Annotated in this window: 10 protein-coding genes; 7 read left to right on the top strand and 3 right to left on the bottom strand. The window is 64.8% G+C overall.

The genetic code is table 11. The annotated features are described in order from the left end of the window. Positions 1 to 26: 26 nt before the first annotated feature. The 3 genes from CQ050_RS14300 to azu all read right to left on the bottom strand — a co-directional run bounded on the left by CQ050_RS14300 (position 27) and on the right by azu (position 3135). Positions 27 to 890: an undecaprenyl-diphosphate phosphatase gene (locus tag CQ050_RS14300; RefSeq protein ID WP_105557494.1), complete on the bottom strand. Its 864-nt coding sequence runs from the start codon at positions 888 to 890 to the stop codon at positions 27 to 29. Positions 891 to 908: 18 nt separating this feature from the next. Continuing rightward, positions 909 to 2495, bottom strand: a complete 1587-nt coding sequence (locus tag CQ050_RS14295; protein WP_105557493.1) for a TerC family protein — start codon at positions 2493 to 2495, stop codon at positions 909 to 911. 190 nt (positions 2496 to 2685) lie between these two features. Next, the gene (gene azu / locus CQ050_RS14290) at positions 2686 to 3135 is read right to left on the bottom strand and encodes an azurin (protein WP_105557492.1); all 450 of its coding nucleotides are present in this window, start codon (positions 3133 to 3135) and stop codon (positions 2686 to 2688) included. Between the two features lie 336 nt (positions 3136 to 3471). On the opposite strand from azu, the gene CQ050_RS14285 reads away from it, so the two are divergent. The 7 genes from CQ050_RS14285 to CQ050_RS14255 are packed head-to-tail and all read left to right on the top strand — an operon-like array spanning position 3472 to position 12191. Further along, positions 3472 to 5655, top strand: a complete 2184-nt coding sequence (locus CQ050_RS14285; protein WP_233214044.1) for a NosR/NirI family protein — start codon at positions 3472 to 3474, stop codon at positions 5653 to 5655. 53 nt (positions 5656 to 5708) lie between these two features. Further along, entirely contained in the window at positions 5709 to 7625 is a 1917-nt protein-coding gene (gene nosZ, locus CQ050_RS14280; protein ID WP_105557490.1) for a TAT-dependent nitrous-oxide reductase, read from the top strand. Between the two features lie 5 nt (positions 7626 to 7630). Continuing rightward, positions 7631 to 8929, top strand: coding sequence for a nitrous oxide reductase family maturation protein NosD (locus CQ050_RS14275; RefSeq protein WP_105557489.1), 1299 nt, complete (start codon positions 7631 to 7633; stop codon positions 8927 to 8929). After that, complete coding sequence (locus CQ050_RS14270) at positions 8926 to 9831, top strand: ABC transporter ATP-binding protein (RefSeq protein WP_105557488.1); 906 nt, start codon at positions 8926 to 8928, stop codon at positions 9829 to 9831. Before CQ050_RS14275 ends, CQ050_RS14270 begins: the two co-directional genes overlap by 4 nt. Then, positions 9828 to 10658: an ABC transporter permease gene (locus tag CQ050_RS14265; RefSeq protein ID WP_105557487.1), complete on the top strand. Its 831-nt coding sequence runs from the start codon at positions 9828 to 9830 to the stop codon at positions 10656 to 10658. Before CQ050_RS14270 ends, CQ050_RS14265 begins: the two co-directional genes overlap by 4 nt. Then, the gene (locus CQ050_RS14260; protein WP_105557486.1) at positions 10655 to 11155 is read left to right on the top strand and encodes a nitrous oxide reductase accessory protein NosL; all 501 of its coding nucleotides are present in this window, start codon (positions 10655 to 10657) and stop codon (positions 11153 to 11155) included. The genes CQ050_RS14265 and CQ050_RS14260 overlap by 4 nt, the downstream gene beginning before the upstream one ends. Before the next feature lie 40 nt (positions 11156 to 11195). Beyond that, positions 11196 to 12191 (top strand): FAD:protein FMN transferase, encoded by a 996-nt coding sequence (locus tag CQ050_RS14255; protein WP_105557485.1) that lies wholly within the window; start codon positions 11196 to 11198, stop codon positions 12189 to 12191. Positions 12192 to 12207: the final 16 nt, after the last annotated feature.

Below are 12207 nucleotides of genomic sequence, written 5' to 3'. Positions count from 1 at the left end.
CTTTTTTTGTCCCGCCGCCGCAAGGCTTAGCGGGTGAAGACCCAGGCGGCCACGACCGCGCCGAACACGATGCGGTACCAGGCAAACACGCGGTAGGTGTGGTTGGCCACGAAGCGCAGCACCGCCCGCACCACCACCATCGCGCTGAGGAACGCGGCGATGAAACCCACGGCGATGCCGGACAGGTCGTGCTGGGTCAGCATGCCGAAGTTCTTGTACATGTCGAACACGGCCGCGCCCAGCATCGTGGGCATGGCCAGGAAGAACGAGAACTCGGTCGCCGTCTTGCGCTGGATGCCGGCGATCATGCCGCCAATGATCGTGGCGCCCGAACGCGACGTGCCGGGGATCATGGCGAAGCACTGGGCCACGCCCACGCCCAGCGCCTGCTTCCAGGTGATCTGCTCCAGCGTATGCGCCGAGGCGCGCTCGTCGGACGCCGTATCGTCGGCCGCCCCCGGCACGTCGCCCGGGGTATGGTGCGTTTTGCGCTCGACGTACAGCATGATCAGGCCGCCCACCACCAGCGTCACCACGACCACGCCGGGGTGGTAGAACACCGACTTGATCGCCTTGATGAAAATCGCGCCGATGACGGCGGCGGGCAGGAAGGCGATGATCAGGTTGCGGGCGAAGGCGACCTCGCTGGGCACCCCCGTCAGGGCGCCGCGGATCAGCTTGAGCAGCCGCGCGCGGAATACCCACATCACGGCCAGGATGGAACCCAGCTGGATCACCACCTCGAACACTTTTCCGTCGCCGGATTGGAAATTGATCCAGTCGCCCACCAGGATAAGGTGGCCGGTGCTGGATACCGGGATGAATTCCGTCAGGCCTTCAAGAATGCCAAGGATGAAAGCCTTGACCAGATAGAGCGCGTTTTCAGTCACGATAGGTAGGATTTCCGGTTAATCGTTGGCAAGCGATGCTTCATCGGAGAGCATTTCCGGGGGCCGCCTTTCGACGCGCACCAGCGCGATCCGGCGGCCGTCCATTTCCAGGACTTCAAAGCGGAAGCGCTGGTGATGGATTTCGTGTTCGCAGGCGTCTCCCGGCTTGGGCAGATGCCCGAAGCGCGACAGCAGATAGCCCGCCAGGGTGGAAAAGTCCTGGGCTTCGTCGACCAGGCCTTCGGTTTCCAGCACCTGTTCAACATGGTGCAGATCGGCGGCCCCGTCGATCTTCCAGGTATTGTCGCCGTCGGCCACGATGTCGGGCAGTTCGTCTTCGTCGGGGAATTCCCCGGCGATGGCCTCGAACACGTCGATGGGCGTGACCAGCCCTTCGATGGCGCCGAACTCGTCGGCCACCAGCACCAACTGGCCACGCGACCGTTTCAAGGTATCCATCAGGCGCAGGATGCCGATGGCCTCGTGCACGATGATGGGGTCGCGCAGGCGGTTGCGGCGCACCCGGCCTTCGGTGATCAGGTCAGCCACCAGGTCTTTGGCGCGCGCAATGCCCAGCACCTCGTCCAGCGAACCGCGGCAAACCGGGAAGAAGCTGTGGGGGGCCTCGGTCAGTTGGCGGCGGATCAGTTCGGGGTCATCGTCGATATTGATCCAGGACACGTCCGTGCGCGGCGTCATGATCGACCGAATGGACCGTTCGGCCAGCGTCAGCACCCCGCTGACCATGTTGCGCTCTTCGACGCCGAAGGCCGGCATGGCCGGGCCGTCGGCATTGGGCAGGTCGGGCTCGTCGCTGGCGGGCGGGCGCTTGCCCAGCATGCGCAGCACCGCGGACGCCGTGCGTTCGCGCATCGGGCGGCGGGCGTCCAGCTTCAGCAGGTTGCGGCGCGCCACCTGGTTAAGCGCTTCGATGGCCACCGAGAAGCCGATCGCGGCGTACAGGTAGCCCTTGGGCACCTTGAAGCCAAAGGCCTCGGCCAGCAACGAAAAGCCGATCATCAGCAGGAAGCCCAGGCACAGGACGACCACGGTCGGGTGCGCGTTGACGAAGCGCGTCAACGGCTTGGAGGCCAGCAGCATGATGCCGATGGCGATGACGACGGCAATCATCATGATGGCCAGGTGGTCGACCATGCCCACGGCGGTGATCACGGAGTCCAGCGAGAACACCGCGTCCAGCACCACGATCTGCGTCACGATGACCCAGAAGCTGGCGTAGACGCGCGGCCCGGACGCGCCGACGTGCTGCCCGCCTTCCAGGCGTTCGTGCAGTTCCATCGTGCCTTTGAACAGCAGAAACAGGCCGCCTACCATCAGGATCAGGTCTCGCCCCGAGGGCGACAGTGGACCGACCGAGAACAAGGGCGTGGTCAAGGTGACCAGCCACGACATGACGGACAAGAGGCCAAGCCGCATGATGAGGGCCAGGCTCAACCCCATGATGCGCGCGCGGTCACGCTGCGCGGGGGGCAATTTGTCCGCCAGGATGGCGATGAAAATCAGGTTATCAATGCCCAGGACGATCTCAAGGACCACCAAGGTAAGCAAGCCGACCCACGCAGCGGGGTCTAGCAGCCACTCCATCAGGAGCTCCAGAAGTTACACGACCGGTAATCGTACATGGAAATGCCGTGACACGCCGGTGACACGCCTCGTCCGTATGCCTGATGGCCACTGGTGTTCAACCCCCTGAAAAGCGGGGCGAGCCGGATTCCGGGCAGAAAAAAAGCTGGCGCGCGCGCCAGCTTTCAGCCGTCGATCCGCAGCGGAAAAATCAGCCGCCCAGCTTCAGCGTGCCCTTCATCATGGCCCAATGCCCGGGGAAAGAGCAGAAATAGGCGTAGTCCTGGCCCGCCGCGATCTTCGACACGTCGAAGGTCACGGAATCGGATTCGCCGCCGCCGATGACTTTGGTGTGGGCGATGACCCGGGGGTCGGCCGGCTTGACATAGTCTTGCGCCAGGCCCGCGCCAACGCCCTCGGTGGCTACGGCTTGCTTGTCCGCGTCCTTGGTCAGCACCAGGTTATGGCCCATGGCGACCTTCGGCATCTTGCCCACGTGCTTGAGATGCAAGGTGAACTGCTTGCAGCTTTTGTCGACGACGATTTCCTTGACGTTGTACTGCATGGCGTCATTGCTTTCGACAGTGGCCTCGCATTGCGCGGCAAGCACCGGCAAGGCGGTGGTGGATAGCAGAAGGGCCAGGGTGGTCTTTGCAAGCATGAAATTCTCCGGTGACTGGGCGGTCTGACTGCGCGATTGCGGTATCTGTCCGCAAGGCCGCCGCCGCGCAGAAGTCTATGCCCGAGCTTCCGCCGCCCAATTGACGCGCATCAATCCCGACCGCCAATAACCGCATACATCCCTACGGTCCATAAGGGTATTGCGCAGGACGCATGCGACTTTGACAAACCGCAACCTGATGCGGCGCGGCGATTCGTAGGATGGCTACAGACCCACACCAAGAAGAGTCAAAGCATGCGCGGCAGTACGGCAGCACATCACGGAAATCCCCATTTCATCTGGGCCCTCTTCATTTCCTTGCTGCTGAGTTGCGCATTGCTTGGAACCGCCGCACAGGCACAGCGGTTACCTGATTTCCTGGGTGCAACGCCGATTGCCGAGATCTTCCCCGGCGCCGACCGGATCGGCGCGCCTGAAGGCAAGCCGATGACCGTCCGGGCCTACGCCGGCGACCAGGCGCTTGGCCGGATCTATCTGACTTCCGACGTCGTCAACACCCGGGGTTATTCCAGCAAACCGATCGATGTGCTGGTGGGCCTGGCGGACAACGGCCGCATCGTCGGCGCAAAGCTCGTCGAACACCACGAGCCCATCGTGCTGATCGGCATCCCTCAATCTAAGGTGGACCATTTCATCCAGGGCTATGTGGGCCTGAATTTCCTGGACAGCCCGCCCCGCCACGGCGCGCCGCCGCCCGTGGACATCGTCAGTGGCGCCACGGTCACGCTCATGGTGATCGGCGACAGCATCACGCGGTCCGCCATCCTGGTGGCGCGCGCCTACGGCGTCGACAAGACTGCCGCAGCCCAGCCCGCGGCCGCCGCCCCGCCCGTGCGTCATGTGGACGAGGCCCGGGACACCGTGGAGTCGTGGCAGTCCCTGCTTGAGGCCGGCGCGGTCAGGCGCCTGCGCCTGTCGCCTGAAGACGTGGATCTGGCGTTCCGCCAGTCGGGCCGGCAAGACGCGGCCCGTCACGGGCAGGAAGCCGCGCAGGACGATACGTTCATCGACCTGTACGTGGCGCTGGCCAGCGTGCCGGGCATCGGCCGCAGCCTGCTTGGCGACACGGAATGGCAGCGTCTGAAAGAACGGCTCAAGCCAGGACAGCAGGCAATTCTGGTGGCGGGCGAAGGCGCCTATTCATTCAAGGGCTCGGGCTATGTGCGCGGCGGCATCTTCGACCGCATCGAGATCATCCAGGACGAAAGCAGCTTCCGCTTCCGCGACCGCAACCATCAAAGACTGGCCGACATCGCGGCGCAGGGCTCGCCCGCGCTGCGGGAAGTGGCGCTGTTCGTCGTGCCGGAAGACGCGTCGCTGGACCCCGTGAAGCCCTGGCGCCTGCAACTGATGGTGCAGCGCGTGCTGAGCGTGTCCGACAAAGCCTTCGTTACCTTCGACCTGCCCTACGACCTGCCCGGGCGGTATACGCAGGCCAGTGCGCAGCCCGTGGCCCCGCAGCAAACGCCTGCCAGCCCGCCCGCGCAGGCCGCCCAGCCCCCCGAAGACCCTGCCGCGCCCGCACTGTGGAAGCAGATCTGGCAGGGCAAGCTAGGCCAGGTGGCCATCCTGGCGGTGGCGCTCGTGGTGCTGGTCGGCATCTTCTTCTTCCAGGACCAGTTGGCAAGCCGGCCGCTGATGCATGACCGCCTGCGTCTGGCGTTCCTGGCGTTCGCGCTGTTCTGGATCGGCTGGTATGGCCAGGCCCAGCTATCCATCGTCAATGTGCTGACGTTCTTTTCAGCGCTGCGAACCGACTTCCGCTGGGAATACTTCCTGATGGATCCGCTGGTCTTCATCCTGTGGTGCGCCACGGCGATCTCCATGGTTTTCTGGAACCGCGGGGCGTTTTGCGGGTGGCTGTGCCCATTCGGCGCCCTGCAAGAGCTCTCCAACCGCATCGCCAAACGCCTGGGAGTGCGCCAGATCACGCTCCGCCACGGCGTGCACCAGCGCCTGTCGACGCTGAAGTATGTGATTTTCCTTCTTCTGTTCGGCTTCTCGCTCTACGACCTGGCCGTCGCCGAGCAGCTTGCCGAGGTTGAACCGTTCAAGACCGCGATCATCCTGCGCTTCATGCGCTACTGGCCGTTCGTGGCGTTCGCGGTAGCGCTGCTGGCCGCCGGCCTGTTCGTGGAACGCTTTTTCTGCCGTTACCTCTGTCCGTTGGGGGCCGCGCTGGCCATCCCTGCCCGGCTACGCATCTTCGACTGGCTGCGCCGCTACCGCGAATGCGGCAACCCCTGCCAACGCTGCAACCACGAATGCCCGGTGCAAGCGATTGAACCCACCGGCGAAATCAATCCGAACGAGTGCATCCAGTGCCTGCACTGCCAGATGCTCTACCACCACGAGCAGAAATGCCCGCACCTGATCCAGAAGCGCAACAAACGCGAACGCCGCCGCGCGCCGGACACCGGCCCCGTCGAGCACGAGATCGTCATGCACCGCGCACCGAACCCCAACGCGCCGGCCAGCCCGGCGCCATCCGAACTCTGATCCTCCGTTTTCGCACTGCGGCGCCAAGCGCCGTCCCTATCAAGGAGTTATCCATGTCCGACAAGAATCCCGACAAAGCCGGCTTGACCCGCCGCAGCTTCCTGGGAACCGCCGCCATCACCGGAGCCGCCGGCCTGGTCGGCGGCGCGCAATTGTCCACCGCTCACGGTAAAGAAGCCAAAGCAGGCGCCGGCGCCGTCCTTGGCCACGTCGGCCCCGGCGAACTGGATGAATACTATGCCTTCAACTCTGGCGGCCAATCGGGCGAAGTGCGGGTGCTGGGCCTGCCGTCCATGCGCGAGCTGGTCCGCATCCCGGTTTTCAACCACTGCAGCGCCACCGGCTGGGGCCGCACGAATGAAAGCCGCAAGATCCTGTCCGAAGGCCTGACCCCGGAAACCCGCGAATACCTGAAGGACAAGGGCGGCGTGTTCCTGAACGGCGATGCCCACCACCCGCACTTGTCGTTCACCGACCGCACTTACGACGGCCGCTATCTCTTCATCAACGACAAGGCGAACAACCGCGTCGCGCGTGTGCGCCTGGACGTCATGAAGACGGACAAGATCACCGAACTGCCCAACGTGTCGGGCGTGCACGGCCTGCGGCCCCAGCGCTATCCGCGCACGGGCTATGTGTTCGCCAATGGCGAGCACATCATCCCGCTGCCGAACGACGGCAAGATCGTCGACGATCCGAAAAAGAACTTCTTCGCCATTTACACCGCGCTGGATGGCGACACCATGAAGGTCGCCTGGCAGGTGCTGGTGGACGGCAACCTGGACAACGGCGATGCCGACTACCAGGGCAAGTATTCCTTTTCCACCTGCTACAACTCGGAGAAGGGCGTCACGGTGGAAGAAGCCTCGGCCAACGAGCAGGACTGGGTGGTGGTGTTCAACATCAAGCGCATCGAAGAGGCCGTCAAGAAGGGCGATTTCAAGACCATGGGCGGCGTGCCGGTGATCGATGGGCGCCACGGGTCCAAATACACCCGCTACATTCCCGTGCCGAATTCTCCGCACGGCTGCAACGCCGCGCCCGATGGCATCCACCTGGTGCTCAACGGCAAGCTGTCCCCCACCGTCACGGTGCTGGACGTGCGCACGCTGGACGATCTGTTCGACGACAAGATCAAGCCGCGTGATTGCGTGGTGGCCGAGCCCCAACTGGGCCTGGGCCCCCTGCACACGGCTTTCGATGGCCGCGGCAATGCCTACACGACGCTGTTCATCGACAGCCAGATGGTCAAGTGGAATATCGACAAAGCCAAGCGCGCCTTCAAGGGCGAAAAAGTCGATCCCATCATCCAGAAACTGGACGTGCACTATCAACCCGGCCACAACCACTCCACGATGGGCGAAACCCGGGAGGCCGACGGCAAATGGCTGGTGTCGCTGAACAAGTTCTCGAAGGACCGATTCCTGAACGTTGGCCCGCTCAAGCCCGAGAACGACCAGCTCATTGATATTTCCGGCGATGAAATGAAGCTGGTCCATGACGGCCCGAGCTTTGCCGAGCCGCACGACATGTGCCTGGTGCACCGGTCCAAGGTCCATCCCGTCAGCCTTTGGAAGCGCGACGACCCGATGTGGGACGACGCGCGCCAGATGGCCAAGAAAGACGGCGTCTCGCTGGACGACGCAGCCAAGATCGTGCGCGATGGCAACAAGGTGCGCGTGTACATGATGGCGGTCGCGCCCATGTTCAGCATCAAGCGGTTCGAGGTCAACCAGGGCGACGAGGTCACTGTGGTGGTGACCAACATGGAAGTGATCGAAGACCTGACGCACGGCTTCACGCTGGAAGGCCACGGCATCGCCATGGAAATGGGGCCTCAGGCAACCGCGTCGGTCACGTTCACCGCGGACCGTCCGGGCGTGTACTGGTACTACTGCCAATGGTTCTGCCACGCGCTCCACATGGAGATGTCCGGCCAGATGGTCGTTCATCCCAAGAAGACCGCGTAACGCCCATGACGTTCATCGCAACGTTGACGGTGGGCGTCGGCCGCGCTGCCGGCGCCGTGCTGGCAGCCCTTGGGCTTGCCCTGCCCGGCGCCGCTGGCGCGGCCACCGTGCAGGTCGGCGCCGGCGCCGACCTGGCGGCCGTGATCGCGGCCGCCAGGGAAGGCGACGTGCTCAGCCTGGCGCCAGGCACATACGCGGGCGGCATCGTCATCGACAAGGCCTTGACGCTGGAAGGCCCCGAGGACCGTTCCGCCGTCATCCGGGGAACCCGCCAGGGCCGCACATTGTGGATCAAGGCGCCCGGCGTGTCGGTACGCAACCTGACCGTCACGCTGTCCGGCCTGAGCCTGTCGGACATGGATGCGGGTATTTTCCTGGACCGCACGGCAGACCGCGCGCTGATCGAGCGCAACGACATCCTGGACAACCTCGTTGGCGTGCACGTCTGGGGCCCTTCCGACGCGACCGTCCAGCAGAACCGCATCGTGGGAAACCGCGAGTTGCGCGTCGCCGAACGGGGCAACGGCGTCACGCTTTGGAACGCGCCCGGCACACGCGTGCTGGATAACGATATTTCTGCCGGCCGCGACGGCATCTTCGTGAACACCAGCAAGCTGAACACGTTCAGCGGCAACCGGTTCCACGATCTGCGCTACGCGATCCATTACATGTACACCAACGATAGCGAAGTCAGCGGCAACGTCGCGACGGGCACCGACATTGCCTACGCAATCATGTATTCGCACCGGCTGGTCGTCAAAGACAATCTGGCGATCGACAGCCGTGAACAGGGCTTGATGCTGAATTACGCCAACCAGTCGCAAGTCACGGGAAACACCATCGACCGTGCCGGCAAATGCGTGTTCATCTACAACGCCAACAAGAACGCCTTCCTGGACAACCGCTTCGCCAATTGCGACATCGGCGTGCATTTCACCGCCGGATCCGAGGGCAATCAGATTTCCGGAAATGCGTTCGTCAACAACCGGAACCAGGTCAAGTACGTGGGCACGCGCACGCTGGACTGGTCCGTCGACGGCCGCGGCAACTATTGGAGCGACAACACCGCGTTCGACCTGAACGGCGATGGCATCGCCGACACGGCCTACCGCCCCAATGACGTCGTGGATCAATTGCTGTGGCGCGCGCCCTCCGCGCGCATCTTGCTGAACAGCCCGGCCATTTCCATCGTGCGGTGGGCACAGTCGCAATTTCCCGCCCTGCTGCCCGGAGGCGTCATCGACAGCGCGCCGCTGATGAATCCTCCGTCCGCGCTCGGCGGGAACCCAAAGGAAGCACCATGAACACCGATCTTGTGACCCTTGCCTGCGTCAGCAAGCACTATGGCGGGCTGCGGGCCATCGACGGCCTGGACCTGCAATTGCATGAAGGCGAGTGCGTTGCGCTGGCCGGGCATAACGGCGCCGGCAAAAGCACGTTGATCAAACTGATCCTGGGCCTGATACGCCCGACCCACGGGCGCGTCGCGCTGTTCGGCCACGATGCCCATGGCGCGGCCGCTGCGCGCCTGCGCGGCAAGATCGGCTATCTGCCCGAGACCGTCGCGTTGCACCCGTCCATGACCGGCGCGGAGACACTGGCTTTCTACGCCAGGCTCAAACGCCAGCCGCTCAGCGGCAATGCCCGGCTGCTTGAGAAAGTCGGCATTGCCGGCGCCGCGCACCGGCGCGTCGGGGGATATTCCAAAGGCATGCGGCAACGCCTGGCGCTGGCGCAGGCGCTGCTTGGACAGCCTCGCGTGCTGTTGTTCGACGAGCCGACCACCGGCCTGGATCCGGCTTCGCGCCTGATGTTCTACGACATCGTCCATGAACTGCGCGCCGACGGCGCCACCATCCTGCTCAGCACGCATGCCTTGTCGGAGCTGGCCGGGCATGCCGACCGCATCCTGGTCATGAAGGCCGGCAAGAAGATCGCCGACGGCGCGATGTCGGCGCTACGACGCTCGACGGGCCTGCCGATCCGCATCCGGCTGACGTTCGAGGATCCGCAGGCGGGCGCGACGCTGCCGGACGCGTGGCGCCGCATCGACGCCCACCGCTATGAACTGGCTTGCCTGGAACAAGACAAGATCGATGCGATACGCAGCATCGGCGCCCTGGCGCCGCCCCTCGCCGACCTGGACATCCTGGTGCCCGGGTTGGACGACATCTATGCACACCTGCTTGAACGGGAAGACGTATGAACGCGGTATTCACCATCATCGGCAAGGAAATCTGCGACGGCCTGCGCAATCGCTGGGTCCTGGCCACCGCCCTGCTTCTGGCCGCGCTGGCGTTGGCGCTGGGGCTGCTGGGCAGTTCGCCGACCGGCACGGTCAAGGCCGACCCGTTGGCCGTCACGGTCGTCAGCCTGTCCAGCCTGTCGATCTTCCTGGTCCCCCTCATCGCCATGCTGCTTGCCTACGACGCCGTGGTCGGCGAGATCGACCGGGGCACCATGGCGCTGCTGCTGAGCTACCCCGTGTCGCGCTGGCAGGTGATCGTCGGCAAGTTCTTCGGCCATCTGGCCATCCTGGCGCTGGCCACCAGTGCCGGTTACGGCTCGGCAGGCCTGGCGCTGCAATGGGCCAATGGCGGCCTTGACCCCGCCGCCTGGCAGCCGTTCGCGCTGTTGATCGGCGCAAGCATCCTGCTGGGCGCCAGCTTTCTGGCGATGGGGTATCTGATCAGCACGCTTGTGCGCGACCGCGCGACCGCCGCGGGCATCGCCGTGGGCGTGTGGCTGTTTTTCGTTGTGATCTACGACATGGCGCTGCTGGGCGTGCTGGCGGCCGATCAGGGGCGCCACATCAGCCCGGGCCTGCTCAATACGCTGCTGTTGCTTAACCCGTCGGACGTATACCGCTTGTTGAACCTGACGGGCTTCGAGAATATTTCGCAGTACGCCGGGATGGCAGGCGTGAGCGATCAGGCCAGCCTGCCCTTATCCGCGCTGGTGGCGGCGCAACTGCTATGGATCGCCGTGCCCTTCGTGCTGGCGGCGGCGGCTTTCAGGAGCAAACCGCTATGAGATCCCTTCGGCTTGCCTTGAGCCTGACCGCCTTGCTGGCTATCGCCGGCTGCGGCGACGTTGGGGATGCCTCTCCCCCGCCCCCGCCGCAATCCGTCAGCGCGCAGTCGGTTGGCCACTATTGCGGCATGGCGCTGGCCGACCATGCCGGCCCAAAAGGACAGATCTTCATCCAGGGACGTCCGGACCCGGTATGGTTTTCGTCGATCAAGCAGCTGTTCGCCTACACGCTGCTACCCGAAGAGCCCAAAGCCGTCAGCGCCCTTTACGTCAACGACATGGGCACGGCCGGCCCGGACGGAGCGCCCGACGCCACCGCGTGGATCGACGCGCGCAAGGCGTTCTATGTCATCGAAGGCCGCTTCATCGGCGGCATGGGCGCTGAAGACGCCATGCCGTTTTCGCGACGCGCCGACGCCCTGGCGTTCAGCCAGGCCCATGGCGGACGGGTCGTCGCCTTTTCCGACGTGCCGGAACAATATGTCTTCGCCCAATAGCGCGCGGCAGGCCCGTGCGCGCCCTTCGAGTCACAACGCCATGAACCCCAACCGCCGCCGTTTCATCGGCATCGCCGCCGCCTCCGCGCTGGCGCTGACCTCCCTTCCGGCACGCCGGGCCTGGGCCGCCATCCCGCCCGTCACGTGGCAAGGCGTGGCGTTGGGCGCCGACGCGGAACTGCGCATCTACCATCCCGACACCGCAGCGGCGCAACGCTTGATCGCGCAGTCGCTGCAGGAACTGCGCCGGCTGGAACGCGTGTTCAGCCTATACCGCGAGGACAGCGCGTTATCGCTCCTGAACCGCCAGGGCTTCCTGGACGAGCCCCCCGCCGACCTGCTGCGCCTGCTAAGCGACAGCCGCCGGCTCAGCCAATTGACGGGCGGCGCGTTCGACCCGACCGTGCAGCCGCTGTGGCAGGTTTACTCGGGGCATTTCGCACAGGCGGGCGCCGCCCCCGAAGGCCCGCCAACGGCGCAGATCGCGCATGCGCTATCGCTCGTGTCATACGAAGCCATGACGTTGGACAGCCAGCGCATCCGCTTGACCCGCCCCGGTATGGGCCTGACGCTCAATGGCATCGCCCAGGGCTACATCACCGATCGCATCACTGATTTGCTCAGGCAAGGCGGGCTTGAGCGCGCGCTGGTGGACATGGGCGAGATACGCGGGCTGGACATGCGCGCCTCGCCCGGTGAATGGCAGGTTGGATTGGCGGACCCGCTGGCTCCCGAACGGATCCTTGCGTCGGCGCCGATACGGAACCACGCATTGGCCACGTCCGGCGGCTACGGCACGGCGATCGATGCCTCGGGCCGGTACACGCACCTGTTCGACCCTCGCACAGGCAGCGCGCAGCCTCGCTACCGCAGCGTGTCCGTCATGGCGCCCGACGCCACCACCGCGGACGCCTTGTCCACGGCCTTCTCCCATATGCCGGTATCGGCCGCGGCGCCCCTCGTGCGCACGCTGGGATTGCGCGCCTGGTTCGTGCTGCCCGACGGGAAACTGGTGCGGCAGGGCGAACCCGGCTAGCACGCCGTAAACCCGG

Source organism: Achromobacter sp. MYb9 (assembly GCF_002975275.1).
Lineage (GTDB): Bacteria > Pseudomonadota > Gammaproteobacteria > Burkholderiales > Burkholderiaceae_B > Achromobacter.
This window is presented reverse-complemented; position numbering and strand designations above follow the sequence as displayed.